Below are 25,906 nucleotides of genomic sequence, written 5' to 3' on the forward strand. Positions count from 1 at the left end.
ACAGTGCGAGACGTTATTGCTTTTTAATCGCGCCAGCCCATCGCCGGTGCAACATGTTTCAGAATGGACTCAATCACATGTACGTTGTATTCCACGCCCAGTTGATTCGGCACCGTCAACAATAAGGTGTCCGCTTCGGCAATCGCCTCATCCTGTTTCAACTGCTCAACAAGCTTGTCCGGCTCGGCGGCAAAGCTGCGCCCGAAAATCGCGCGGGTTTTCTCGTCGAGGAAACCGACTTTATCGCTGTCATCACGGCCTGAGCCGAAATACATCCGGTCCTGATCGTTCATCAGGGCAAAAATACTGCGGCTGACCGAAACGCGTGGCGTACGGGTGTGCCCCGCTTCCGCCCAGGCTTCTCGATAGGCGCGGATCTGTTTTGCCTGCTGAATGTGGAACGGCTCGCCGGTTTCATCATCTTTCAACGTCGAGCTTTGCAGGTTCATCCCCAGCTTCGCCGCCCATACTGCGGTGGCGTTAGAGCCTGCGCCCCACCAGATACGCTCACGCAACCCGTCGGAAAAAGGCTCAGGACGCAGCAAGCCCGGCGGGTTCGGGAACATCGGCTGCGGATTGGGTTTCGCGAAACCTTCACCGCGCAGCACATCCAGCAGCACTTCAGTGTGCCGACGCGCCATATCTGACTCGTTTTCTCCCTCAGACGGGACGTAGCCAAAGTAGCGCCAGCCATCAATAACCTGCTCCGGAGAGCCACGGCTGATGCCCAGTTGTAAACGCCCACCGGAGATCAAATCGGCCGCACCCGCATCTTCTGCCATATAGAGCGGGTTCTCGTAGCGCATGTCGATAACGCCCGTGCCAATTTCAATATTGCTGGTTTTCACCCCAATCGCCGCCAGCAGCGGGAACGGCGAGCTTAACTGACGCGCAAAATGGTGCACCCTGAAATAAGCGCCATCGGCCCCCAGTTCTTCGGCGGCAACCGCCAGATCGATGGATTGCAGCAGCGCGTCAGCGGCCGAACGGGTTCCCGACTGCGGCGACGGCGTCCAGTGACCAAATGACAAAAATCCAATCTTCTTCATGACGTGGGTCCTTATTCTCAGGGATATGTCGGCAGCAAATAACCTCACTGCCTTTGATGCTCACTACTCTACGCATTACCCGATGAGAATAAATATCGTTTGTTTAACATAATGCATCAAATTAATTGACTAACCTGCGGGAAAAACCGTTTATTTCACATTCAACAACGCCGCTTCCATCAGTTCCCCCAGCTTCGCTCGCGCACCGGTATCTGCCACATTCCCGTGCCCGTGCGCCAGCATAATCCCCAGATTGCCCGGCGATGGCAGCGTACTTCCCGCGACGCGAAGATGAACGGGCATCCCGACACGCGTGCGTAGCGTGATGCCGAGCCCCGCCTGCACCGCCGCCCAGATACCGCTCAGACTGTGGCTGACAAACACCACGCGCCAGGGAATACCCGCCCGATCCAGGCAGGCGATGGCGCGTGAGCGCATCAGGCACGGGTTGTCAAACATCACCAGCGGCAATGGCTCGCCCTGTGCCAGCAGCGCGCTAATATCCGTTTCCGGATGCTGTATCCACTCAAGCTGACACTGGCCGATAAGTTTCCCCTCGCGCGGGCTGTTTTCCGATTGCCACAAAAGTGCCATATCCAGGGCGTCGTCATCCAGCGCCGAGAGAAGCGCCTGATTACGATCCACCCGGGCGATGATCCGCAACCCCGGATGGTGGCGCCTGAACTCGCCCAGAATGCCGGGCATCAGCGATTCGCCAAAGTCTTCCTGCATACCAATACGGATCTCCCCCTGTAGCAGCTCGCCTTTCAATGCCCGCTGCGCCTCGTCATTGAGCGCCAGCAGACGACGGGCGTAGCCCATCAGGATCTCGCCATTGCGGGTTAATGCCAGGTGGCGGCCCTGCTTCATCACCAGTTCGGCATCGCACTGCTGTTCCAGCTTTTTAAGCTGTGCGCTTACCGCTGAGGTCGAGCGGCACAAGCGGCTTGCCGCCAGCGCAAAGCTGCCGCACTCAATGCCGGTTACAAAACTGCGCAGCGCGTCGAGGTCGAGCGTTAAGGGAAGTTTGTCCATTATCGTCCTGAAATACGGGATGGTAGATTGCGGATAATTTGATTTTCAGGACGAAACTATGACGCCAGAATCGTTTTACTGTCAATACGGAGAGAAAACCATGGCTAAATCCCTCGATCGTGAAACCCTGGCCCGCGTTGCGCCGAAGCTGGCCGAACTGAGTCAGGACGTGCTGTTCAATGATATCTGGCAACGGGAGGCGCTTTCTCCACGCGAGCGCAGCCTGGTCACACTGGGTGCGCTGACGGCGCTGGGCCGCGTGCAGCAACTTCCCTGGCATATCAATTTCGCACGGCAAAATGGCCTGAGCCGCGAAGAGTTGGCCGAAGCCTTCACCCACCTGGCGTTCTACGCGGGCTGGCCTGCGGCAGTATCTGCCCTCGGCTGTCTGGAAGAGGAGTAAGCGTATGCCCTTCACCCGTATCACTCTGCGCCAGGGGTATAGCGACGCGCAGATAACGCAGATTTCCGACATCCTGCAGCAGACGCTGGAGGACGAATTTTCCGTTCCGTCCGGTGACCGTTTTCAGGTATTTGAAGCGCTACCGGTCAACCAGCGCGTGTTTGACCGCCACTATAAAAGCGGCGGGCGCAGCGATAATTTCATTCAGTTTCATATTCTCGCGGGGAAACCCCGCACGCCTGAGCAGAAGCAAAATCTCTGCCGCGTACTCTGCCAACGGCTACAAAGCGCGCTAAATATTCACCCGAATGATGTGATGGTGATGATCCAGTTTAATACCGCCGATGAGTGGAGTTTCAGCCAGGGGCGTTTGTTGTCGGAGGAGGCGTGATGATTGTGATGCAATACCGCTTTACTCTGCCTGCCGACTACGACATGGCGGTGATTGAGACGCGCATCCGGGAAAACGGCGCGAGGCTGGACGGCTTCCCAGGCCTGCTGGTTAAGGCGTATCTCTTTTCCCGGCGCGAGGACGCACATTGCGCTGAGAATCGCTATGCGCCGCTGTATGTCTGGAGAAATCCCGAAGCGATGGCGCAGTTTTTACAGAGTCCCGGCTTTAAAAAGCTGACAGAGGATTTTGGCTGGCCGCAAATTGATACCTGGCTGGCGCTGCGTCTGCCCGATATTGATGAGGTGCGCAATGCCGCCTGGCTGTCGATAAGAAAGCAGCCAATTGCCGCACACAGTGACCTGGCGACCCTGACGCTGGAGGGACGACTTTGCGCGTGGGATGTGAGCCGCTGGCAAGGGTTGCAGGCGGATCCTGGCGCTGCGCCGCAGGCGGATTGCGAGAATTACCGGGTTGGCTATGTGGCGAGTGAGGGCTAATTTGCGGGCGGAGTGCGGTTTGAGCCCCTCCCCCCCCAAAGAGACGAATCCGACCGTAGCCCCGGTTAGCGAAGCGCCACCGGGGATAATTCCCGGATGCGGTGCTTGACGCACCTTATCCGGGCTACGGAATATTTGCCGCCACGGGCTTTTTGTAGCCCCGGTCAGCGAAGCGCCACCGGGGACAATTCCCGGATGGCGGCGTGAACGCCTTATCCGGACTACGGGATATTTGCCGCCATGGGGTATTTGTAGCCCCGGTTAGCGAAGTGCCCGGGTACAGGCTGAACGATTTTACTGCTCAAAATTCGCCCATAAAAAACCCCGCCGGAGCGGGGTTTTGAGTTACAGCCAACAGGTTACGCTTTGGCGCGACTGGCAATGATATCGTCCGCCACATTGCGCGGTGCTTCCGCGTAATGGTGGAACTCCATGCTGTAGGTCGCGCGGCCCTGCGACATGGAACGCAGCGTGGTGGAGTAACCAAACATCTCCGCCAGCGGTACGTCGGCGCGGATAATCTGGCTACCGAAACGCTCTTCCATACCCTGCACCATCCCGCGACGGGAAGAGAGATCGCCCATGATATTCCCGGCGTACTCTTCCGGCGTTTCCACTTCCACATGCATAATCGGCTCAAGGATCGCCGGGTCCGCTTTGCGCGCGCCATCTTTAAAACCGAAGATCGCCGCCATACGGAAGGCCATTTCCGAGGAGTCGACGTCGTGATACGAACCAAATGTCAGGGTCGCTTTTACGTCCACCACCGGATAACCCGCCAGTACGCCGTTGTTCATGGCTTCGCGCAGCCCTTTTTCCACAGACGGAATGTACTCGCGCGGCACCACGCCGCCTTTGGTGGCATCTTCAAACACGAAGCCACTGCCCGGCTCCAGCGGTTCAAGGCTCAGCACAACATGGCCGTACTGCCCTTTACCGCCGGACTGGCGCACAAATTTCCCTTCAATCTCTTTCACCGCTTTACGCAAGGTCTCGCGGTAAGTGACCTGCGGACGCCCAATATTCGCTTCCACGCCAAACTCACGTTTCATACGGTCGACGATAATTTCCAGATGTAACTCACCCATCCCGGAAATAATGGTCTGCCCGGACTCTTCGTCAGTGTGCAGACGGAACGACGGGTCTTCAGACGCCAGGCGCTGCAAGGCGATCCCCATTTTTTCCTGGTCCGCTTTGGTTTTCGGCTCAATCGCCAGCGAAATCACCGGCTCCGGAAACTCCATGCGCTCCAGGGTTATCACCGCATCCGGATCGCTCAGGGTGTCGCCGGTGGTCACATCTTTTAGCCCCACACAGGCGGCAATATCGCCCGCCCGCAACTCGTCGACTTCATGGCGATCGTTGGCATGCATCTGCACGATACGACCAATACGCTCTTTTTTACCTTTCACCGGGTTCCATACCGCGTCGCCTTTTTTCAGCACGCCGGAATAGACACGGATAAAGGTCAGTTGACCCACGTACGGGTCGGTCATCAGTTTGAACGCCAGAGCCGAGAACGGCTCATCATCGTTCGGATGACGTTCCGCAGGCTGGCCTTTCTCGTCCACGCCCTGAATCGCCGGAATATCCAGCGGCGACGGCATCAGCTCAATCACCGCGTCGAGCATGCGCTGCACACCTTTGTTTTTAAAGGCGCTACCGCACAGCATCGGCTGGATTTCCCCGGCCACGGTGCGTTTACGCAGCCCGGCGATGATTTCCGCTTCGTCCAGATCGCCCGTTTCCAGATATTTGTCCATCAGCTCATCACTGGCTTCGGCCGCCGCAGAGACCATTTTTTCACGCCACTCCTGGGCGGTGGCCAGCAAATCATCCGGTACAGGCGCATAGCTAAAGGTCATACCCTGTGTGGCGTCGTCCCAGACAATAGCGCGCATTTTGATGAGGTCCACCACGCCGGTGAAATGCTCTTCCGCACCGATAGGGATAACAATCGGCACCGGGTTCGCTTTCAGGCGGTCAATCATCATCTGCACCACGCGGAAGAAATCCGCGCCGGGGCGGTCCATTTTGTTGACGAACGCCAGGCGCGGCACATGGTATTTGTTGGCCTGCCGCCAGACGGTTTCCGACTGCGGTTGTACGCCGCCAACGGAGTCATAAACCATCACTGCGCCATCCAGTACACGCATGGAACGTTCCACTTCAATGGTGAAATCCACGTGCCCTGGGGTGTCGATGATATTAATGCGATGCGGCTCATAACCTCTGTCCATACCTGGCCAGAAGCAGCTTACCGCCGCGGACGTAATGGTAATCCCGCGCTCTTGCTCCTGTTCCATCCAGTCGGTTGTTGCCGCGCCATCGTGTACTTCACCCAGTTTGTGGCTCATCCCGGTGTAAAACAGGATGCGTTCTGTGGTTGTCGTTTTACCGGCATCGATGTGCGCGGAGATACCGATGTTGCGATAACGTTCGAGAGGGATGGGTCGGGGCATGATGCGTCCTTAGTCAGTTTGACAATAAATGGCCGATATGGCCGGTTAGGTTTCGCAAACTATAATAGTCCAATTGTACGAGTATTCTAGTACTATTTTTAAATTTTGCGCTATCATTGAGATTGTTGGTCCTGATGCATGGCGCATAGCCGTGTTTGTACGCATCGGGTATATTACCGGCCAGCCGCCGATACGGGCTGCTGCTCATGATGAGCAGAGCAACCGCCGACTCAGGAAAACTATGATTGCGAACCACCCCGATACCGAACAAATATTGCTGGAAAACGTCCTTTTCGCCCTTGGTAACCCTTTGCGTCTGGCGATGATCAAGCGGCTCGCCGATGGCAGTGAATTGAGTTGCAATGCGTTGCGCCCGGAGGATGTGGCAAAGTCCACCATGACCCATCACTGGCGCGTGCTGCGCGACAGCGGCGTGGTCTGGCAGCGTCCGCAAGGGCGGGAGAATATGATTTCGTTACGCAGGGAAGACCTGGACGCCCGTTTTCCCGGGCTGCTGGATACGTTGTTGCAGGTGATGCAGGCAGGAAGGTAAGTCCCCTCTCCCTTGAGGGCTGAGGAATCCCCACAAAAATGCGAGCACGAACGGTCCCCTCTCCCTGAGGGAGAGGGTCAGGGTGAGGGGGAAAATGCGGCTCTGATGGTCATTCCGTTCACCTTATGTTCCTTGCTTTTCTGTCGCGACAGAACCCGTGAACGTGCCAGGGTGGCTCACCGCCCCCCTGGCGACCCGGGCTCCCGGCCAGGAAAATCGCCGCTGGCGCGGTCCATGATGCTTATGTTGGCTGACTTTCGGGTCGGGGCGCGAACACATCATGTAGCCCCGGTAAGCAACGCGCCACCGGGGAGATTTTACTTACTTTCGGGCAACACAATATTGCTGTTAGCCAGCGTTCCCATCTTGTTGTGCATGGCGCAGGCGGCATCCACCAGTTGCATGGCTAATGCCGCGCCGCTGCCCTCGCCCAGACGCATCCCCATATTGAGATACGGCTCCAGACCGAGGTTTTGTAGGGCGATACGCGCGCCTTTCTCCGCCGAAAGATGCGACGGGATCAGATAATCCTTCACTTTCGGCTCGATACGGCACGCCGCTAGCGCTGAGGCATAGGATAAGAACCCATCCAGCACCACCGGCAGGCCGCATGACGCGGCACCGATCATCACGCCCGTCATCCCCAGCAGGTCAAAGCCACCGACCTTCGCCAGCACATCCAACCCATTGTTTGCATCAGGCTGGTTAACCTCAATGGCGCGACGCACCACCTGCGCTTTATGTCCAAGCTGCGACTCAGGCAAATTCGCGCCAATGCCCACAACCGACTCCGGCGCTTCCCCGGTCAGCACGCTGACAATCGCCGCCGCCGGTGTGGTGTTCGCCATACCCAGCTCGCCCACGCCAAAAAGCTGCACGCCATCAGCCGCCTGTTCGCGGGTATAGCGAATGGTTTCCAGCAGCAACTCCTGCGCTTGTGCGATACTCATTGCCGGCCCCTGGGCGATGTTATTACTGCCACGCGCGACTTTCATATTGATAACGCCGGGAATCGGATCGCTGTCGATACCGACATCCAGCACATGCACTTTCGCCCCGGCCTGCGCTGCCAGCACGCAAACACCGGTGGTACCCTGCGTCATATTCGCTGCCTGAATAGCCGTCACAATTTGCGGTGAAATCGCCACCCCTTCGTGCCAGACGCCGTGGTCGGCGCACATCACGATAATGACCTTCTTCCCGGACTGTGGTTTGCCGCCTAACCCCGGCATCCCGGCAAGCTGCACCGCCAGCGACTCCAGACGCCCCAGGCTTCCGGGCGGCTTGAGTAGCCCATCAATATGCTGTTGCGCCTGCACCATCGCACCCTGATCGAGCGCGGGAATTGCTGCCAGTAACGAAGTCAGTGTTTGCATAGGAATTCTCAGTAGTGGTAAGGCGCCACTCAAAGCAGCGCCAGAAGGAAGACCAGTTCACCCAGTTCAATGGCGGCACCCAGGGTGTCGCCCGTTTGCCCGCCCAGCGTGCGTTTAAGCATCAGGCCGAGTAGAAAAATCGCCAGCACGGTTATCAGCACAGCCGTCAGGCCGCGTGCCCCTTCCAGCCCCACCGCCACCAGCAGCGCGAGCGCCAGCGTGATAACGGTCTGCGTGAAAGTGACCTTGCCGATAAACAAATTACCCAGCCCCTCCTCGCGGGCATAGCGATGACCATACATCACCACCACCGCGCAACCGCGCCCGGCGGCACAGGCCGCGGCTAACGCCGCCGGAACCGCAAGACCGCGCAAAGAGAGTTCGCTGATAACAAGAATTTTCGCCACCAGCACAAACACCAGCGCCAGCCCACCGTGAGTACCCAGACGGCTGTCGCGCATGATCTCCAGCATCCGCTCACGCGTGCGGGCTGAAAAGACGCCATCACAGGTATCCGCTAAACCATCGAGATGAAAGCCGCCGGTCAGCAACGCCAGTGCCAGAACCGCAAAGAGGGCCGCCAGCGGCGCGCCGCACCAGGGCTGGAGCAGCATAAACACACCACCGCTGATACCGCCAAGTACCACGCCAACAAACGGAAAGGTGACGATGCCACGCACGTAGTCCTGCACCTCCAGCCCCTGAACCAGGCGGGATGGCACTGGCAAACGGCTGATAAACGACAGCGTGGCAAAAAACAACCTGATCATTTGATTTTGACTCCGATCCCCGACACCACCAGCCAGACGTTATCCGCCGCCTGCGCCAGACGTTGATTCACCCGCCCGGCGATATCGCGAAAATGCCGCGCCAGACGGTTTTCCGGCACAATGCCCATTCCCACTTCGTTGGTCACCAGCACCACCGGCGCCGGGCAACGTTCACAGGCGGCGATTAACCGCTCGATCTCTTCCTGCACCTGCGCTTCCAGCAGCGCATAGTCCCAGCCGTCCGGGTCGCTGTCGCCACCCTGCGCGAACAACAGATTGGTCACCATGGTGGTGATGCACTCCAGTAAAATGGCCTCGTCCGGGGAGTTATCCGCGGTAATGATATCGGCCAGCCCCTGCCAGCGCTCTTCGGTGCGCCAGTGCGCCGGGCGGCTATCCCGATGGTGCTGAATGCGGGCCGCCATCTCCTCATCAAAGATTTGCGAAGTGGCGATGTAGAGAATCCCCTTCGCATTTGCAACCAGCGATTCAGCGTGGCGGCTTTTGCCGCTGCGCGCCCCACCCGTAACCAGCGTTAACATGCGCGTTCCTGATGTTGATGCATAACCTGATAGATCCTGTCGATGTCGATATTCTTGCGCATGGCATCTGCCAGCAGGTCAAACTGCTGCGCTTTGTAGTGGGCATAATCCACCGTACTGTCCAGCGGCGGCAAGCCTTTGCGCGCCCGCAACGTATTAATCAACGTGCGGGTAAAATCATTGCTGTCAAAAAGCCCGTGCAGATAGGTGCCAAATACCAGCCCGTCTTCACTGACCGCACCATCGGCGATGCGTTGCCCCTCTTTTTCCAGCCACAACATCGGACGACACCCCTCATGCAGCGTGGTTTCACCCATATGGATTTCATAGCCGTGCAGGGGAAGATGCCCGCAGCCCGCCAGCAGTCCGGGAAGTTCGCCCTGCACGGAGGCCGCCACCAGGGTGGTGGTTTTGTTCTGCGCAAAATGAGTGACGGTATTGAGCAGCCCCAACCCCGGCAGCGTGCCCAGCCCTGATTCCACCTCATCGACAATGGTTTCGCCGAGCATCTGGTAACCACCACAAACCCCCAGTACGGGCACGCCCTGGCGATGCTGTTGTAAAACCGCCTGCGCCAGCCCGCTCTCCTGTAGCCAGGCAAGATCCCCCAGCGTGTTTTTGCTGCCGGGGAGGATAATGAAATCGGTGTTGTGCAGCTCTTGTGGCGAGCGAACATAGTGCACACGCACGTCCGGTTGCGCGGCGAGGGCGTTAAAATCGGTGAAGTTAGAGATGTGCGGCAGTTGCACAACGGCAATATCGATGGCCCGCTCGCCGGTGCGCAGGTATTTGCCACGCTGCAGCGCCACGCCATCTTCGTCTTCTAAATCTACCTCCAGCCACGGCATCACCCCCAGCACCGGCACCCCGGTCAGGGCTTCAATCTGTTTAATGCCGGGGGTGAGCAGGGCCACGTCGCCGCGGAATTTATTAATGATGACCCCTTTTACGCGCCAGCGTTCATGTTCCTGCAACAGCGCAAGGGTGCCATAAATCGCAGCGAAAACGCCGCCCCTGTCGATATCTGCTACCAGTACCACCGGGCAGCCGGCCATCTCCGCCATGCCCATGTTGACGATATCGCGATCGCGCAGGTTAATCTCGGCCGGGCTGCCCGCCCCTTCCAGTACAATGGCGTCATATTCACGACTCAGGCTCTGGTAGACGCTGATAATCTGCTCGCGCAGACGCGGTTTGTAGTCGTGATAGCTGACGGCGTCCATATCGCTCGCCACTTTGCCCATCAGCACCACCTGCGCTTTACGGTCGCTGGTGGGTTTGAGCAGAACCGGGTTCATGCGCACATCCGGCACAATCCCTGCTGCCTCTGCCTGAAAAATTTGCGCACGCCCCATCTCTTGCCCGTCCGGGGTGATACCCGAATTAAGCGCCATATTCTGCGATTTAAAGGGGGCGGTCTTTAATCCATCCTGATACAGGATGCGGCACAGCCCCGCCACCAGCACGCTTTTACCCACGTCTGATGCCGTGCCCTGGAGCATAATCGCCAGCGTCATGACGCCTCCTTAATGTACGTTTCCCGCATGCGGGTAAAGAATTCGGCTTCGCTTTTACACAGCGGCATTCCCAGTTCGCTATGCAGTTTTACCAGCCAGGGCTGCGTTAACCCCGCCTGTTCGATCTGTGCTTTTTGGGCGAAAACCTCACCCGGCGTGCCGTACGCCAGCCTTTCGCCGCGGCGTAGAACATACACCGCATCGCAAATCTCATAAATCAAATCAATATCATGGCTGGAGATCACCACATGATTCCCCTGCGCCACAATCCGCTGAATGATCGCGATCATCTGGGTGCGCCCCGAGGGGTCCAGCCCGGCGGTGGGTTCATCCAGCAGCAGATACTTCGCATGCAAGACCAGCGCCCCGGCAATGGCGACGCGCTTTTTCTGCCCGTGGCTGAGGCACTGAATCGGCTGATGGCGAAAAGAGTGCGCATCCACCAGCGTCAGCGCATCATCGGTGCGCCGGGCAATCTCCGCTTCCGGCACACCAATATTGCGCAGGGCAAAGGCGATATCGCTGTCGATATCGGTATAGAAAATCTGCTGATCGGGATCCTGAAACACGGTAGCGACCTGCTGGCGCAGCGCAAGCAGCCCGCGCTTGCTGTAATCCAGCGGTTTTCCCTGCCACAGCACCGCGCCTTGTTGCGGACGTAAAATACCGCTCAGGTTCATAAACAGCGTCGATTTCCCGCAGCCGTTCGCCCCCACCAGCCCGGTAACCGGCTGGCGCGAAAAATCGAGCGTTAACCCTTTCAGAATGGGCTCTTCCTGATAACTGAACCACAGCCCCTCGGTCGCCAGCATGCCATTCCTTACAGGTGAAAATCACCCTGATAGAGTTTGATATCCAGCGTGGTTGCCATCTCTTTGTAGCGCAGCAACACGCGGGTAAATAAAAGCCCAACCAGCATCGCCAGCGAGCGGTAGCCCAGCGGCAAGGTTCGGTAACCAAAGCGCAGGGTTTGCGCCCGGTGAATGGCCGCGGCCTCTTCCAGCAGGATAAAGATAAACCGCCAGGTCAGCAGGATTTGCTCGGTCAGCAGACGCGGCACTCGCCCCTTTCGGAGTAACACAATGAGCTGCGGAAACGGCAGGTTCAGCACCAGCCAGAAGGTGGCCGCCAGCGCCGCCAGGCTGCGCCAGAAGGTCGTACTGGCCATCGCCAGCCCTTCCGGCAAAACGCCCAGCCAGTAGCTTCCCAGTGGAATGCCCACCAACAAGTGCTGCGGCTGTTGGGTGATGCTAAACAATATTGTCACCACACCCACCAGCAGAAAACCGATGGGGATCGCCATCCAGCGTAACCAGCGCCAGAACGAAATACGCAGTAGCCAGCAGGTAAACGCCGCCAGCACAACCAGCAAAGCTCCCTGCCCGACCGGAGGCAGCGAAAACGCCAGGACCATCATCGCCAGCCAGAGAAAGAATTTGCGCTCCGGGGCAACAGTAAACCAGCGGCTCTGGTAGCTCAGCCGATCAAGCCCGTTCGTCAGCACGCTGTCTGCCTTTCATATAACCCAGAATGTAGAAAATAACCGCCGCGCCCAGCGATCCTTGCAGGGTAAAGAGCAGGCTTTCAATTTCCCCGCTGGCGGGTTCATACAGCGGCTGGAACCAGGGTTTATAGTGTGGCGCAACGGCCTGAATCTGGCTTTCCGCCTCACCGTCTGAACCTCCGTACTCGCCGCCGTGATTGATAAAAAACGGCAGAATCACCAGCGCGATAACCATCGCGAGCAAAATCAGTGTCTTTTTCATCTTAATGTCCTTGTGCGGTGATCAACTGACGTTTAGTGAGCTGGTCGTAGATCATTACCGTGAGCAGCCCTTCGGCAATCGCAATAGGGATCTGCGTCAGGCAGAAGATACCCATAAACTTGATGATGGAACCGCTCGCCCCGGCCTGCGGATCCGGGAAGGCCACGCCAAGCTGCACGGAGGTGACAAAGTAGGTCACCAGGTCAGCGAGCATGGCACATAAAAAGACCCCAACATCACGACGAATACCCGCGCGACAGGCCATCTGCCAGACCAGATAACCGACGACAGGCCCGATCACCGCCATCGACATGCCGTTTGCCCCAAGCGTTGTCAGGCCGCCGTGCGCCAGCAGCAGCGCCTGAAACAGCAGCACAATCGCGCCGAGGACAGCCACCACGCCCGGCCCGAAGAGGATAACCGCCAGGCCCACCCCTGTCGGGTGTGAGCAACTGCCCGTCACGGATGGGATTTTCAGCGCCGAGAGCACGAAGATAAACGCGCCGCAAAGCGCCAGCAGCAACTTCTGGTTACTGTCTTCCGCCACGATACGGCGCAGACGCACCAGCCCGTACCACAGACAGGGTAAAAACAACATCCACCAGGCCAGCGCCCATAACGGCGGTAAAAAGCCCTCCATGATATGCATGGCAAATGCCTGCTCCGGTACGACAAGCAGTAACAGACCTGCTGCCAGCCCGCTTAACGACAGGCGTTTAAGCTGTTGTTCCCGTTTCATCGCCTCTCCCACTGTTTATTAACCAGAATGGTCGAAAAATACGGCAGTGGCTGTTCGTCGCTCACCTCAGCGAGCTGCCGCCAGCACTGCTCTCCCGGCAGGGTTGCTTCGGCCATCATCACTGCGCGGTCAAGCAATCCGGCATCGGCCAGCAACGCTTTGACGCGTGCGAAGCGGCCATAGACTTTCATCAGCACCAGGCTGTCGTGGTTCGCCAGCGCCTGTTTAATCTCCGCCTCCGGCGCGGTACAGGAGACCACCGCCAGCGACTGCTGCTCCATGGCGAGCGGTATTTGCGTGCGCGCGGCAATGGCGGCAAAAGAGGTCACCCCAGGCACGATTTCCAGCCAGTCAGGACGCCCCAGACGCTGCAACAAGAAGACCCAGGTGCTGAACAGCATGGCGTCGCCCAGGGTGATGAACCCCACCTGTTTTCCGGCCAGAGTTTCTGCGCTAAGCGCGGCGGCCACGTCATCCCAGACGGCCTCTTTTTCCGCACTGTCGGCGCTCATCGGGAAATGGGTACAGCGGATTTCCGTCTGCTCGCCCAGATATTCCCGCACAATGGAAAGCGCCAGACTGTCGCCTCCTTTGCGCCCCGCCGGGGCATAGAGCACATCAAGTTTGCCGAGAATGCGCGCAGCACGAACGGTGAGAAGGTCGCTGGCGCCGGGGCCAATCCCTAATGCGTAGAGTCTGCCGCTCATGCCGCCACCTCCAGAGACTGGCTCAGCGCCTGATGCAGGTGCGCGACAAACATCGCTCGGATAGCCGGGTTTTCGCCCAGCCCCTGCAACCACGGCGTTGCGGCAATCCCGACCCGCTCAAACTGCGTTTTCCACGAGTCTTCTTCATCAGAGGCCATATCGTTAATGGCATGATCGCCTGCTACCAGCATTAGCGGCATCAGGTGTACCGCGCTGATCCCTTCGCGGCGCAGACTGTCGATCAACACATCTACCTCCGGGTAACTTTCCACCGCACCGACACGCGCCGGGAAACGGTGTGCCGCCATCATATGATCGAGACAGGCGTAAGCGGCGAAGGCGTGATGGCTGGCTCCGTGGCCCATAAACACCACTTTTTCACCGTCTGCCAGTACCGGCATCTGGCGGGCCAGCGCCTGCATCAGATGCATGTAGTCGTCGTGGCTGCTGAGCAGCGGTGCGCCGATCACCATGCGTTTGAACAGATGCCGTAGGGTTTGTACCTCACGAACAATTTTTTCGTATTCGTCACCGTTAATGATGTGCAAAGACTGGATCGCCACATCCTGATAGCCCAGGTCTGCCAGTTTTTGCAGTGCCTGCAAGGGGGTGTCGATGTGCAGGTTGTCGCGGCGTTTGAGCTTGCGAATGATCATTCCTGAGGTAAATGCCCGAAACAGCGTGCGGTCAGGGCAACTGGCAGCCAGGTCCCGTTCACAGGCCACAATGTTCTTTTCACAGGTGTCGTGATAGCTGGTGCCAAAACTCACCACCAGAAGCGCTTTTTTCATGTTCTTTTCCTCACTGAGTAGCAAGCCAGCGCAGCAGTCGCTGCGAAAACGCATCCAGGCTTTCCAGTAGCTCCTCACCCGAAACCGCAGGCTGCGGGCGTGTAATAACAATGCAGGGGATCCCTGCGTCCAGACACGGCTGAACTTTTTCCTGATAGCCGCCTTCCGCACCGGATGCTTTGGTGATCATCACGTCAGCGCGGCACTGCCGGTAGAAGGCGGCGTTGAACTCTGCGCTAAACGGCCCGCACATGGCGTAGATCTCGCCAACACCAAAACCGTTCTCGGCGCACTGCGCCATCACATCGGCAACCGGCAGCACCCGTGCCAGCAGGGTCTTCTCCCCAAGCCCCGCACGCCAGAGCGCCAGGTCTTTACTGCCAGTGGTCAACAACACGCGCTGCCCGAGTCCGCGTGCGACTTTACAGGCTTCATCAATCGAGGCGACCTTGTGCAACAGGGGATGTTCCAGTTCCGGCAGTTGTTCGGGACGCTGGTAACGGCTTAACAGCACATGCGCCTGCCGACAGGCCCCGGCAATGTTCTGGCTGACGACCTCGGCATAAGGGTGTGACGCATCCACCACCCAGCGGGTCTGGTTATCGGTAAGCCAGCGCAGCATGGCGTCAGGATCCATCCGCCCACAGCGCACTTCGCCGCGAATATCGCCCGCCAGATGCTGCCCGGTGGGGGTTGCCACCGACAGGGTGTAGCGCACCCCGGCGGCGTCGAGCTGCTGGCAAATGGCCCGCGCATCGCTGGTCCCGCCGATCACCAGTACGTCGCCTGGCCTCACAGCTCGTAACCTCGCGGCGTAATCATCAAGCCATCCGCTACGTAGGTGGCCTTGTTGCCGACAATCACCAGGCTGGTCATGTCGACCGGTTCAAAGTCCATCTCGCCGAGGGTGGTTAGCCACTTCTCTTCTTTTTTACGTCCGGCGGATTTCACAATCCCCACCGGGGTTTGCAGGCTTTTGCTGGCCGCCAGCAGTTCAAATGCACGCGCAAGATGCCCTTCGCGGCCTCGGCTACGCGGGTTGTAGAAGCAGATAACAAAGTCAGCTTCCCCGGCGGCGACAATCCGTTTTTCAATGACCGGCCACGGGGTCAGCAAGTCGCTCAGGCTGATATGGCAGAAGTCATGCATCAGCGGTGCGCCGAGTAACGCCGCCGCGGCAATACTGGCGGTCATTCCGGGGATCAGACGCACTTCCACGTCCAGTTTCTGTTTACTGACCAGCTCAAGAACCAGCCCCGCCATACCGTAAATCCCGGCATCGCCGCTGCTGATAAGCGCCACGTTATGCCCGGCCTGCGCCAGTTCAATCGCCGCCTGGCAACGCTCAATCTCTTTGCACATGCCGGTTTTGATCACCTGCTTGTCGCCCGTGAACGCTTTCACCAGATGAGTGTAGGTCTTGTACCCCACCACGATTTCCGCAGCCTGCAAGGCTTCGATCGCCTCCATGGTCATCATTGCCTGTGAGCCAGGGCCAATCCCGATAACGGTTAACATCAGTGTGAAACTCCCAAAGTAATAGTGACGCCCTGCTCACGCAGAGTCTCGCCAACCAGTTGCCCACGACTCATCAGCCAGGCTGCGGGTCCGGATACGCTTCCCACGCCGGTGGTCTGACGCACAAAGTCAGAGGCAGGGAAACGATGCTCATGCTGACGCAGGGCATCAGCGGTAAAAATTTCAAACGGCACACGCAGGCTTTCTGCCAGTTGCGTGAGCGCTTTCTCATGCTCTTTCAATGTGATGCTCCCTATGGCGCGCAGCGCCAGCGGGTCGAAAGCGTGTACCTGCAACTGTTGCTTAAGCAGCCCTGACACCAGCGCAAACGGGGTATCGCGACGACAACCGATTCCTGCCACCACACGGCGGGGAACCAGTTTGTAGACCGGCACCGGGAGTTCGGGCAGCGCAGCGTGCACGGTCACACAGATCAGCGCCGTCAGCTCGGGCAGATCATCAAGAGATGTCACCGGAATAAACCCGCGCGTGTCGCAGCGTTCGACTTCTTCGCGCAAGGCGTCTTCACACCACAGGCCAATACGTTCGCCGCTGACCAGCCAGTGGTTGATTGTCTTTACTGCTGCACGCAGATCCTCCATGCGCGCATCCAGTTGACAGGCCAGCGTATCGAGCGCCGCCAGTTCGTTGACATCCGTTGCCGTGGTGATCACCGGGTCTGCGCCCAGCACGCCCGCAAGATAGCGAGCCAGCGCATTTGCCCCACCAAAATGGCCAGAAAGCAGGCTGATGACGTGCTGTCCGCGCTCATCGATAACAATCACCGCCGGGTCGCTGAATTTGTCATTCACCAACGGGGCCAGCACGCGTACGGCAATCCCCGTCGCGCCGATAAATACCAGCGCCGAGTGTTGGGTGAAGGCATCACGCAACGCAGGGGCAAAGCCGCCATCGAAAGGTACAAACCCCTCTTCCAGCAATTTCTCACTGGTGTAGCAGGTCATGGGCAGCGCCAGTTTCAGCCGGTTCGCCAGGGCAACACCGCCCGGCGTCAGGCAGAACAGCGCAATGGATTCAGGCTTTACGGTATTCATGGCTAAAGTCCGCCGCATAAAGACGTGAGTAGTGGTACTCCTCGCCAAGAAATGCGCCAACGAGGATCAGTGCGGTTTTACGAATCCCGGCATCGCGCACCTTGTCAGCAATGTCCGCAAGGGTCCCGCGCACCGTCTGGCTTTCCGGCCAGGTGGCTTTATAAATGACTGCCACGGGCGTGGTTGCCGGATAACCGCCTTCGATCAGACGCTCAGCAACCCGATTGATGCGTTGTACAGAGAGATAAATCGCCATTGAAGTCTGGTGGCTGGCAAAGGATTCCAGTTGTTCCAGCGGGGGGACCGGGGTACGCCCTTCGAGGCGAGTGATGATCAAACTCTGCGACACCTCCGGCACGGTGTATTCCACACCCAGCTCTGCCGCCGCCCCGAGGAAGGCACTCACGCCGGGAACGACCTTCCACTGAATACCACGCCCGGTCAGCACTTCTCCTTGTTCACGCACGGAGCCATAAAGGGAGACATCACCGGTTTGCAGGCGCACCACCACTTTGCCCGCTTTCACACCGGCTTCCATCAGGTCGATGATCTGCTCCAGGTGCAGTTCGGCGCTGTCGTGGCACTCGGCGCCCAGCGGGCAGTATTCGAGCAGCTCGGTATTAATGAGCGAGCCCGCGTAAATGACGACCTGTGCCTGCTGCAACAGGCGGTATCCTTTCAGGGTGATAAGCTCGCGGTCACCGGGGCCAGCACCGACAAACCAGACGGTTTGCGTATCAAATTGTTCAGCCATGAGACTCTTCCTTCTCGCAGGAAATCACAAAAACAGGGTTATTCGGTTTGAAGTAGTGGCCGCTGCCCAGCGCATGAAGAAGCGAAACCTGAATTTGCTGGCAGTCCAGTGCGGCGACCTGGCAGGTAGCGAGGTGGCTCAGCGCGCTGCTGAGGTTCTCCTGCAAAATAAAGGTCATCACCAGGCGGCCACCGGGGAGCAGTTGGGCCAAAGACCAGTCAATCAGTTGGGTCAGGTTGCCACCGCTGCCGCCCATAAAGACCGCGTCGGCGGGCTGTTCGACAAATAACGGCGCCACGCCCGGGACAATGGTGATATTGCGACAGCCAAAGTGCTGGCAGTTCTCTTCCAGCAGCCCCAGCGCCGCCGGATTGCGTTCAATGGCGGTCACCTGCAACTGCGGGTGGCAGACGGCAGCCTCAATCGAGACGCTGCCTGTGCCTGCGCCGATATCAATAAAATGGCGGGCAGCGGATAAGTTCAGCCGCGAGAGCGCCAGCGCGCGGACCACTTCTTTGGTCATCGGGACACTTTCACCGCGCAAAAACAGTTCATCTTTCATTGAGGATCACCACGACATTCATCTCATACTGCGCCTGGACATCACGAGCGGGCAGCCAGTGAATGCGTTCGTTGTCCATCGCCAGATTTTCGCCAATCACCAGCCAGCGCTCTCCCGCACCGCGCGCCACCAGGGCGGCGGCAATTTCCCGCGGGCCACAGCGGGCATCGGTCACCATCGCGGTTTTAGGGGAACGGGCCAGGGCGTCAAAATCCACATCGCGCCCGTGGGAGCTGGTCAGCCAGATATCATTCATATCGATGCCGGTCTTCGCGCACAGATACTGCACAGCGCTGATGCCCGGAATAATGCGCACCTGTTCTATGCCGAACTCGGCCACCAGACGTTTGCCAATGCCGTAAAACAGCGGATCACCGGATGCCAGCACCACGACGCGCTGATGCATCCGCTGCGCAATCCAGCGTATTAATCCGGGGATGTCGGCATCCAGCGCACGGCGTTCGCCAACAAAATCAGGGAACTGCTCAAGATGGCGTTTACCACCGACCAGGACATCCGCCTGCGCGACAGCATCCAGCGCCATGGGGGTCATTAAGGCCAGTGAGGCAGGCCCCATGCCTGCGACGGTCAACATTGCAAATCCTCCACAATGTCCTGGAACGGGCGGTTCGTGCCGAGGATGTGGTTATCAAACGAAAACATAATGGCGTCGCACTGGGGGGGATTTTTGGTAAAGCGCAGGTTCTGCATGACGCGCTGGCAGATACGCTGCGCCAGATGGTCGTACAGATGGCCGAATCCCGCCGCGTCGATGTGCTCCATCGCCGCTTCGGTGGTGTCACACTCGCTGACTTTTTGCAACAACTCATGGGGTGCGCCAAGCAGCGCCAGATGCGCCACCAGCGTTTCCATGCGCGCATCGGCGATATGGCTGTGGGTGTGGAAAATCCCGGCGGCGATTTTTACCAGCTTGCCCGGATGGCCAATCAACACAATTTGCCGGTAACCGAGGCGAACGGCCTCTTCAATCATGTAGCCCACGAAGTTGCTCATGGTGACTACGATGTCGCTGGAAAGCCCCATTTGCTCGCGGACAAAGCGCTCCCCGTGATTGCCTGGCACCAGCACAACCCGCTCCAGCCCGGCTTCGCGTTTGATTTCGAGCTCCAGAGAAAGCGAGCGTTTCCAGCTCTCTTCGGACATCGGCGTGACGATACCCGTGGTGCCGATAATCGAGATACCGCCAAGTATGCCCAGCCGGCTGTTGTAGGTTTTTTGCGCCCGTTCTTCCCCTTCGGGCGCGAAAATTTCCACTTCGGCGCCACGCGAAGGACCGATCACTTCGCGTACAGCGGCTTCGATGGTCTGGCGCGGTGTGCGGTTAATGGCGGCGCTGCCAACCGGCAGGCCAATCCCTTTGCGGGTCACGGTGCCTACGCCTTCGCCGCCGGACAGCACAATCTCGCCGCCATCATTCAGCGTGACACGCGCAAAAATCAGCATGCCGTGGGTGGCATCTACATCATCGCCGCCGTCTTTACGGATAGCGGCAATCCCTTGATGGCCTTCAATATGCGGTGATTCAACGTTAAGACGCAGCGTGACGCCAGAGGGCGTGACAATCGACACCTGATGGATAATGTGCTGGCGCAGGACCATCAGCGCAGCGACTTTTGCCGCCGCCGTTGCGCAGGAACCGGTGGTATAACCTTTGCGTAGCGCTTTGCCGTTGTGCCACACCGGGGCGTCGAATGTCTCTTCGCTCATTACGCCTCCCGCATGAAATATAAAAAGGCATTAACGATCGCCGCCGCCACATTGCTGCCGCCTTTACGCCCCAGCGCGGCAATGCCCGGCAACCCGCTTTCCACCAGCGCATCTTTCGATTCTGCCGCACCGACAAACCCGACCGGGACACCAACCACGCCACGCACCTGAGCGTTTTGCTCCAGTAAGCGGAACAGCGCGGTGGGGGCATTACCGAAGACGAAGATTTTTTCGCCCTCTTCGCTGAGCGCCAGATCCACCGCCGCCATCGAGCGGGTGATCCCCGCCTCTTTTGCTTTACGCGCCACGCGCGGGTCGCTGATGTAGCACTTCACCTCGCCGCCAAATTTTGCCAGCAAAGTTTTGTTTATCCCGGAAAGGGCCATGGTGGTGTCGGTATAAAGCGTACAGCCGCTGCGAATCGCGCTGCCGAGGCTTTCAAGGGCATCCGGGGAAAACCACAGGATGTCCAGCCAGTCGAAATCGGCGGTAGTGTGGATCACTCGTTTGATGATGGCTTCGTGCAGAGGGCTGGCAAAACGGTAATCAGGCCGCGTTTCGCGAATGATATCGCCAATAATGACAAAACTTTTGTCTTCAATGGCCTGGGGTTGCTGCAAATAATCCATTGTTTTCATCAGATTGCTGCTCCTGCGAGCGTAACATGCGTAAGCGCAAATATGGCCAGAGCCAGGGTGGAGGCTACCCACATCAGGCGTATGGTTTGCGTAATATCTTCAACGGTGATGGCGCGAGTCTCATCGCCAATCCAGGGTTTTTCGACGCGCTGGCCGAAGTAGTCATTTGGGCCGCCAAGCTGCACGCCAAGCGCGCCCGCAACGGTGCCTTCCGGCCAGGCGCAGTTGGGGCTGCTGTGATTGCGGCGATCGCGCCAGCCGATACGCAATGCCCGTGCCGGGTTCAGGCGGCAAAACCAGGCGGCAACGCTCAGCAGTAGCCAGCTCAGGCGGGCCGGAATAAAGTTGGCCACGTCATCCAGACGCGCGCTCACCATGCCAATGGCACGATATTTTTCGTGTTTGTAGCCCACCATCGAATCGAGGGTATTTACCGCTTTGTAGGCCATCGCCAGCGGCGCGCCGCCCAGCAATAAAAAGAACAGCGGGGCGATAACGCCATCCACCGTATTTTCTGCCACGGTTTCCACGACCGCGCGGGTGATCTGCGGTGGCTGTAGCTGCGAAGTGTCGCGCCCGACTATCCAGGAGAGTTTCTCCCGGCTTTGGGCAAGAGTGCCGTGGCGCAAGGCGTGCTCTACTTCCCGTGCCGCATCTGCCAGGCAACGCGCCGCCAGCAGTGTGTAGATCATCCACACCTCCACACACCAACCGAGCCATGGATGGATGGCTTGCGCGCAGACCAGCACGCCGTATGCCACACTCCAGGTCATACCCACGACCACCAGCCACATCACCCCGCCACCAATACGCAAGGCGGTATCGGAATGGCAGACCCGGCGAACGGCACGCTGTGTCAGCGTAATCAGTGCGCCGATCCAGCGGACCGGATGCGGCCAGTGCGGAGGGTCACCCAGCCAGCGGTCAAGAAGCCAAGCGACAAACCAGGCAAGGATCGTCATAACACGCTCCTTGCGGCGGCGATCCAACGGCTCAACATGGTCGGGCGTTGAGCAAAATGGATGTGCAGATAGCTGGCGTAGGTGTTGCCCACCTGCCAGCCGCCCTGCCACTGGGACAACATCCTGCCATCGCGGGTTTTCCGGCACTGCATGACCGCATCCTGCTCAGGGGTAAAATCGGAGTAGTGGAATTCATGGCCGCGCAGCGTCTCGCCTGCATCGGCAAGCAGCATGGGCTGGCTGGCGGTGGCTTCACAATAGCCAAAGCGGGTCAGGCGTTTTCCCATCTCGCTGTGACCGGGTATCACGCCCACCATAGAATGAATGTCACCTGCGGCATCGCGAAGCGTAGAGCCGAGATACATCAGGCCGCCGCACTCGGCGTAGATCGCCACACCACGCTGGTGCGCCGAACGGATAGCGTCAAGCATGGGCCTGTTAGCAGAAAGGGCGCAAGCGTAGAGTTCCGGGTAGCCGCCGCCGAGCCAGAGCATCTGGCATTCGGGCAATTTTGCGTCGTGCAGCGGGCTAAAGCGCACAATCTTCACACCCGTATTGCGAAGCAGTTCTATGTTATCGGGGTAATAAAAGTTGAATGCCTCGTCATCGGCCAGCGCGAGCGTTATCCCTTCCCCTTCGTCACGCGCCGGTAAAGCGGGCCATTGCCCCTCGGGTAATGATGGGAGCGTGCTCAGCGAAAGCAGCTTATCGATATCCAGCGTTTGCGCGATGCGCCCGGCAAAATCACGCCAGGATAGGGAGTCAATGACAGATTCACGTGCGGTGACCAGCCCCAGATGCCGCTCCGGCAATGCCACTCCGGCCGTCACGGGCACGTAGCCCAGCGCAGGAATGCCGCAATAGCGTTCGATAGCGTGTTTGAGCAACTGGTAATGGCTGTCGCTGTTGACGCGGTTAACAATAACACCCGCAATAGTGAGCGCAGGGTCGAAATGTTGAAAACCCATCACCGTGGCGGCGATAGAGGTCGACACCGCTTTTCCGTCGACCAGTAAGATGACCGGTACGCCAAGCTGTTTTGCCAGTGCGGCGCTGCTGCAATAATCAGGGTCAGTGCCATAGCCATCATAAAGGCCCATGACGCCTTCAATTACGGCGATATCGGCGGCTTGCATTTGCTGGTTAAACAAGGCGTTCAGCGTCGGGGCAGGCAGCATAAAGCTGTCAAGATTGCGGGATTCCACGCCCGTTACGGCGGTATGCCAGGCGGTATCGAGATAGTCCGGGCCGACTTTAAATGGCTGTACCCGCATACCGCGCTGCTGTAAAACGCGCAGCAGGCCGAGGGTGACGGTAGTTTTACCACAGCCACTTCCGGTACCGGCAAGGATAAAGGCGCGACGCCCGTCAGACATACCTTAAAGCCCCGTTAAGGGTGGAAAGGCTGTGTCAGGCTGTGCGTAGTCCCAGTCAATGACTGTACGCGTCTGAGCAACCGACTTCCCACCGAAGTTGTTGAGAGTAACCATCAGGTCGGTCTTCTGGCTTAGCGTCGTCCTCGCCCGTCCTTCCCAATCTTGCGATCAGTGGTGATTACGGGGTCGTCAGCATCACAGCAGCGGGGGCTGCGGGGGATTCTCACCCCCTTCCCAGCCGCGATAATTTGCGGCAAACCTGTTGGCTTCATTATTCGTTTCACTCATACAGCATATTGCTGAAAAAGTGATTTTTCTCCTGACTGCAATCTATCGCATCAGGGAAATAAAAACTGGTTCAGTTTATCCCTGCATCGGCAATAATTTGTTGCGCTATAACAATTTATTGTTCGGCCTTTTCTCTAATCTCTTATTTTGACGGTCTTTCAGGCAATTTTATTGGTTTTAGGAATAACAAAATATTGTTATCGGAAATTTAATCGCCGTCATAGTTTGCATTATTCTGCAGGCGGAAAACTTGTGGCGTCACCTGATATGTCTGGCGAAATACTTTGCAAAAATAACTTGTTTGAGAAAATCCTAAATTGCGCGCGATGCTGGCGATACTCCAGTCACTGTGACACAGCATTTCTTTTGCGCTGGCCATACGCTGGCGATTGACCCAGGCGTTAAAGCCAATTCCCTGATATTTTTTGAACAGCTTACTGAAATAATACGGGCTAAGATAAACATGCGCCGCCACGTCTTCGAGGCGCAACTCATCAGAGAGATGGGCATCAATATAGCGCAACGCCTTCTTCATCTTACTGTCATGCGGCCCCTGATTTCGACTCGTTCGCCCCGCCTCCTGCGCCTGTTGCTGATCTTTAATAACGACGAAATTGAGCTGTTTTTTGAGGCAATTTTCGACTATCAGTTTAAGCAGATCGGCTGATGCAATGACCCGCGAGTAATCCATCTCTGGTACGTTCAGAAACTCATCCATCAATTTCTGATCCGCCTGCCAGCGATCGTCAATGTTAAGGATATTAACGAGTTCAACACTATCGCCTTCACGCAAACGTACCTGCCCACACAGTACAAACCCGACCAGGTGCCCGGCAATGACCAACGGAATAGAAAAATCGGTAAGCCCGGCATGGCAACGGTAGATGCAGGGTTGGTTGGATTTAGAGGCTTCGAAGCCGCCACAACGATCGCTCATACGACACCGCGCGCTGTGTTGCGGGTTCTGACGCATCAGCTGGCAAAAGGGTGTGAAGTTGAAAAGCTCGGAAATTTCTTCGCCGTGGATATTAACGACAACAACGGCCAGACCGGTGGCTTGTGCAAAATCCTGGGCGATTTTATTAATGAGTTCGGAGTTTAGTGCACTCGCAGAAATCATGATAAAACCTCTCAGTTAATTTTAATTTATTGTTATAAACAAACCTATATTGTTTACACATCATTCATATTAAATGACAATCAATAACACTGAATGACCATAGGCTGAATTCAAGATAACAAAAGTCTCCCATCCCTGGGAGACGATTTCGTGCGTTCGTGAAAGCAGATCACGAAATAAATAATCTTCGGACATTTATTTCAAGACGCTATTTCGAGGAGGCGTCAGCTTTTGCTCTCTTCCAGCTTACAGGCATTGCAAGGGAGGTTTTTGCCAATCAAATAACGGTAGCAGGCAGCCCCTCCGCAAGCCCCAATAATGGGTGCAATAATCGGTACGAGGAAATACGGAATATCGCGGCCCCCCGTAAACGCAATGTTTCCCCAACCCGCGAAGAAAGTGAACAATTTCGGGCCAAAATCACGCGCCGGATTCATCGCAAATCCTGTTAATGGCCCGGTAGCCGCACCAATCACCGCCACAAGCACACCAATCAACAGCGGTGCTAAAGGACCACGTGGCACACCATTGCCGTCATCGGTCAGCGCCATGATCATACACATCAAGATTGAGGTAATGATAATTTCAACCAGGCCCGCTTCCCAGATACTCAGCGCGGCAGCCGGATAAGTGCTGAATAACGATGCCAGTTGCAGGCTTTCCACACTGCCTTTAACGATATGATGAGCGGTTTCATATTCAATGAACACGCTGTGATAGAGCAAATAGGCGACCGCGGCCCCACCGAACGCACCCGCAACTTGCGCCACAATGTACGGCACCACCTTACGAGCAGGGAAGCAGGCAAACAGCCACAAGGCGATGGTAACCGCGGGGTTCAGGTGCGCACCGGACACTGCGGCGGTCAGATATACGGCCAATGAAATGCCCAGCCCCCAGATAATGCAAATCTCCCATAGCCCCAGCGTAGCCCCGGCAACTTTCATGGCGCACAGACAGCCGATTCCGAAGAACAAGAACAGCCCTGTGCCTAAAAACTCGGCAATGCATTGTGCCTTAAGTGAATCATTCATTTGTGTCACCTTCCAGGTAGAGTCACGATCTCACCAGCACGCCTGAAGCTGGCAGCAGAGTACAACGCCGCTCACTATAGGAATGCGATATTGAAAAGTGTTGGCAACCTCAGGGTAAAAACGTCAAAAAAATCGCCTCTCAATAACAATATTTTGCCATTCAGACTAAATGAATATGGAGCTGAGCCCTATTTCACTCACTATTATTCGTTTTATTGAAATAACAAATTATTGTTATTTTTCGTGTGTCGTTTTACAGCATTGCTCACA

At 57.4% G+C, this 25,906-nt stretch carries 30 protein-coding genes and 1 riboswitch; of the genes, 4 read left to right on the forward strand and 26 right to left on the reverse strand.

Annotation, left to right across the window (positions count from 1 at the left end; all coding sequences use genetic code 11):
• Window positions 1-23 precede the first annotated feature (23 nt).
• Together IP582_RS16420 and IP582_RS16425 are read right to left on the reverse strand one after the other, a co-directional pair.
• Window positions 24-1,049: an LLM class flavin-dependent oxidoreductase gene (locus IP582_RS16420; protein WP_193793828.1), complete on the reverse strand. Its 1,026-nt coding sequence runs from the start codon at window positions 1,047-1,049 to the stop codon at window positions 24-26.
• A gap of 150 nt (window positions 1,050-1,199) precedes the next feature.
• A complete protein-coding gene (locus tag IP582_RS16425) occupies window positions 1,200-2,084 on the reverse strand; it encodes a LysR substrate-binding domain-containing protein (RefSeq protein WP_107224093.1) in 885 nt (294 codons plus the stop codon).
• 100 nt (window positions 2,085-2,184) lie between these two features.
• Here IP582_RS16425 and IP582_RS16430 point away from each other — a divergent pair, with 100 nt between their 5' ends.
• The 3 genes from IP582_RS16430 to IP582_RS16440 are packed head-to-tail and all read left to right on the forward strand — an operon-like array spanning window position 2,185 to window position 3,378.
• Window positions 2,185-2,487: a carboxymuconolactone decarboxylase family protein gene (locus IP582_RS16430; protein WP_041852041.1), complete on the forward strand. Its 303-nt coding sequence runs from the start codon at window positions 2,185-2,187 to the stop codon at window positions 2,485-2,487.
• 4 nt (window positions 2,488-2,491) lie between these two features.
• Window positions 2,492-2,878 (forward strand): tautomerase family protein, encoded by a 387-nt coding sequence (locus IP582_RS16435; protein WP_193793829.1) that lies wholly within the window; start codon window positions 2,492-2,494, stop codon window positions 2,876-2,878.
• Window positions 2,878-3,378 carry a DUF4865 family protein gene (locus tag IP582_RS16440; RefSeq protein WP_193793830.1) on the forward strand — a complete coding sequence of 167 codons (501 nt, stop codon included), beginning with the start codon at window positions 2,878-2,880 and terminating at the stop codon, window positions 3,376-3,378. Before IP582_RS16435 ends, IP582_RS16440 begins: the two co-directional genes overlap by 1 nt.
• 359 nt (window positions 3,379-3,737) lie before the next feature.
• Here IP582_RS16440 and fusA read toward each other — a convergent pair whose 3' ends face one another.
• Complete coding sequence (fusA, locus tag IP582_RS16445; protein ID WP_041851882.1) at window positions 3,738-5,840, reverse strand: elongation factor G; 2,103 nt, start codon at window positions 5,838-5,840, stop codon at window positions 3,738-3,740.
• Between the two features lie 241 nt (window positions 5,841-6,081).
• On the opposite strand from fusA, the gene IP582_RS16450 reads away from it, so the two are divergent.
• Window positions 6,082-6,393, forward strand: coding sequence for a helix-turn-helix transcriptional regulator (locus tag IP582_RS16450; RefSeq protein ID WP_041851883.1), 312 nt, complete (start codon window positions 6,082-6,084; stop codon window positions 6,391-6,393).
• Window positions 6,394-6,516: 123 nt separating this feature from the next.
• On the opposite strand, the gene IP582_RS16455 is transcribed toward IP582_RS16450, so the two are convergent.
• The 23 genes from IP582_RS16455 to pduF all read right to left on the reverse strand — a co-directional run bounded on the left by IP582_RS16455 (window position 6,517) and on the right by pduF (window position 25,636).
• Complete coding sequence (locus tag IP582_RS16455) at window positions 6,517-6,675, reverse strand: hypothetical protein (protein ID WP_193793831.1); 159 nt, start codon at window positions 6,673-6,675, stop codon at window positions 6,517-6,519.
• A 35-nt stretch (window positions 6,676-6,710) separates the two neighbouring features.
• Window positions 6,711-7,769: a nicotinate-nucleotide--dimethylbenzimidazole phosphoribosyltransferase gene (gene cobT, locus IP582_RS16460; RefSeq protein WP_193793832.1), complete on the reverse strand. Its 1,059-nt coding sequence runs from the start codon at window positions 7,767-7,769 to the stop codon at window positions 6,711-6,713.
• A 29-nt stretch (window positions 7,770-7,798) separates the two neighbouring features.
• Window positions 7,799-8,539, reverse strand: a complete 741-nt coding sequence (gene cobS / locus IP582_RS16465; RefSeq protein ID WP_193793833.1) for an adenosylcobinamide-GDP ribazoletransferase — start codon at window positions 8,537-8,539, stop codon at window positions 7,799-7,801.
• Complete coding sequence (gene cobU, locus IP582_RS16470) at window positions 8,536-9,081, reverse strand: bifunctional adenosylcobinamide kinase/adenosylcobinamide-phosphate guanylyltransferase (protein WP_193793834.1); 546 nt, start codon at window positions 9,079-9,081, stop codon at window positions 8,536-8,538. Before cobU ends, cobS begins: the two co-directional genes overlap by 4 nt.
• Window positions 9,075-10,598, reverse strand: a complete 1,524-nt coding sequence (locus IP582_RS16475) for a cobyric acid synthase (protein ID WP_193793835.1) — start codon at window positions 10,596-10,598, stop codon at window positions 9,075-9,077. Before IP582_RS16475 ends, cobU begins: the two co-directional genes overlap by 7 nt.
• Window positions 10,595-11,410, reverse strand: coding sequence for an energy-coupling factor ABC transporter ATP-binding protein (locus tag IP582_RS16480; RefSeq protein WP_193793836.1), 816 nt, complete (start codon window positions 11,408-11,410; stop codon window positions 10,595-10,597). Before IP582_RS16480 ends, IP582_RS16475 begins: the two co-directional genes overlap by 4 nt.
• Window positions 11,411-11,418: 8 nt before the next feature.
• Window positions 11,419-12,099, reverse strand: coding sequence for an energy-coupling factor ABC transporter transmembrane protein (locus IP582_RS16485; protein ID WP_193796296.1), 681 nt, complete (start codon window positions 12,097-12,099; stop codon window positions 11,419-11,421).
• On the reverse strand, window positions 12,083-12,364 hold the full coding sequence (locus IP582_RS16490; RefSeq protein ID WP_041851889.1) for an energy-coupling factor ABC transporter substrate-binding protein: 282 nt from the start codon (window positions 12,362-12,364) through the stop codon (window positions 12,083-12,085). The genes IP582_RS16485 and IP582_RS16490 overlap by 17 nt, the downstream gene beginning before the upstream one ends.
• 1 nt (window position 12,365) lies before the next feature.
• Window positions 12,366-13,103 carry a cobalt ECF transporter S component CbiM gene (gene cbiM, locus IP582_RS16495; protein WP_193793837.1) on the reverse strand — a complete coding sequence of 246 codons (738 nt, stop codon included), beginning with the start codon at window positions 13,101-13,103 and terminating at the stop codon, window positions 12,366-12,368.
• Window positions 13,100-13,810, reverse strand: a complete 711-nt coding sequence (locus tag IP582_RS16500) for a cobalt-factor II C(20)-methyltransferase (protein ID WP_041851891.1) — start codon at window positions 13,808-13,810, stop codon at window positions 13,100-13,102. The genes cbiM and IP582_RS16500 overlap by 4 nt, the downstream gene beginning before the upstream one ends.
• Window positions 13,807-14,601: a sirohydrochlorin cobaltochelatase gene (locus tag IP582_RS16505; RefSeq protein WP_193793838.1), complete on the reverse strand. Its 795-nt coding sequence runs from the start codon at window positions 14,599-14,601 to the stop codon at window positions 13,807-13,809. Before IP582_RS16505 ends, IP582_RS16500 begins: the two co-directional genes overlap by 4 nt.
• Window positions 14,602-14,611: 10 nt before the next feature.
• The gene (locus IP582_RS16510) at window positions 14,612-15,397 is read right to left on the reverse strand and encodes a cobalt-precorrin-6A reductase (protein WP_193793839.1); all 786 of its coding nucleotides are present in this window, start codon (window positions 15,395-15,397) and stop codon (window positions 14,612-14,614) included.
• Complete coding sequence (locus tag IP582_RS16515; protein ID WP_193793840.1) at window positions 15,394-16,119, reverse strand: precorrin-3B C(17)-methyltransferase; 726 nt, start codon at window positions 16,117-16,119, stop codon at window positions 15,394-15,396. The genes IP582_RS16510 and IP582_RS16515 overlap by 4 nt, the downstream gene beginning before the upstream one ends.
• A complete protein-coding gene (gene cbiG / locus IP582_RS16520) occupies window positions 16,119-17,174 on the reverse strand; it encodes a cobalt-precorrin 5A hydrolase (protein ID WP_193793841.1) in 1,056 nt (351 codons plus the stop codon). The genes IP582_RS16515 and cbiG overlap by 1 nt, the downstream gene beginning before the upstream one ends.
• Entirely contained in the window at window positions 17,155-17,928 is a 774-nt protein-coding gene (locus IP582_RS16525; RefSeq protein ID WP_193793842.1) for a cobalt-precorrin-4 methyltransferase, read from the reverse strand. Before IP582_RS16525 ends, cbiG begins: the two co-directional genes overlap by 20 nt.
• On the reverse strand, window positions 17,921-18,490 hold the full coding sequence (locus tag IP582_RS16530) for a decarboxylating cobalt-precorrin-6B (C(15))-methyltransferase (protein ID WP_041851897.1): 570 nt from the start codon (window positions 18,488-18,490) through the stop codon (window positions 17,921-17,923). Before IP582_RS16530 ends, IP582_RS16525 begins: the two co-directional genes overlap by 8 nt.
• On the reverse strand, window positions 18,480-19,085 hold the full coding sequence (locus IP582_RS16535; RefSeq protein ID WP_193793843.1) for a cobalt-precorrin-7 (C(5))-methyltransferase: 606 nt from the start codon (window positions 19,083-19,085) through the stop codon (window positions 18,480-18,482). The genes IP582_RS16530 and IP582_RS16535 overlap by 11 nt, the downstream gene beginning before the upstream one ends.
• A complete protein-coding gene (cbiD, locus tag IP582_RS16540; RefSeq protein WP_193793844.1) occupies window positions 19,079-20,218 on the reverse strand; it encodes a cobalt-precorrin-5B (C(1))-methyltransferase CbiD in 1,140 nt (379 codons plus the stop codon). The genes IP582_RS16535 and cbiD overlap by 7 nt, the downstream gene beginning before the upstream one ends.
• Window positions 20,218-20,847: a cobalt-precorrin-8 methylmutase gene (locus IP582_RS16545; RefSeq protein ID WP_193796297.1), complete on the reverse strand. Its 630-nt coding sequence runs from the start codon at window positions 20,845-20,847 to the stop codon at window positions 20,218-20,220. Before IP582_RS16545 ends, cbiD begins: the two co-directional genes overlap by 1 nt.
• 8 nt (window positions 20,848-20,855) lie before the next feature.
• On the reverse strand, window positions 20,856-21,818 hold the full coding sequence (gene cbiB / locus IP582_RS16550) for an adenosylcobinamide-phosphate synthase CbiB (protein ID WP_193793845.1): 963 nt from the start codon (window positions 21,816-21,818) through the stop codon (window positions 20,856-20,858).
• Window positions 21,815-23,194 carry a cobyrinate a,c-diamide synthase gene (locus tag IP582_RS16555; RefSeq protein WP_193793846.1) on the reverse strand — a complete coding sequence of 460 codons (1,380 nt, stop codon included), beginning with the start codon at window positions 23,192-23,194 and terminating at the stop codon, window positions 21,815-21,817. The genes cbiB and IP582_RS16555 overlap by 4 nt, the downstream gene beginning before the upstream one ends.
• Window positions 23,195-23,293: 99 nt before the next feature.
• A riboswitch (cobalamin riboswitch) is annotated at window positions 23,294-23,471 on the reverse strand.
• Between the two features lie 219 nt (window positions 23,472-23,690).
• Window positions 23,691-24,602 (reverse strand): regulatory protein PocR, encoded by a 912-nt coding sequence (pocR, locus tag IP582_RS16560; RefSeq protein ID WP_193793847.1) that lies wholly within the window; start codon window positions 24,600-24,602, stop codon window positions 23,691-23,693.
• Between the two features lie 224 nt (window positions 24,603-24,826).
• Window positions 24,827-25,636 (reverse strand): propanediol diffusion facilitator PduF, encoded by an 810-nt coding sequence (pduF, locus tag IP582_RS16565; protein ID WP_041851903.1) that lies wholly within the window; start codon window positions 25,634-25,636, stop codon window positions 24,827-24,829.
• Between the last annotated feature and the right edge of the window lie 270 nt (window positions 25,637-25,906).

It is taken from the genome of Citrobacter sp. BDA59-3 (genome assembly GCF_015167655.1).
In the GTDB taxonomy this organism is placed as follows: domain Bacteria; phylum Pseudomonadota; class Gammaproteobacteria; order Enterobacterales; family Enterobacteriaceae; genus Phytobacter; species Phytobacter diazotrophicus.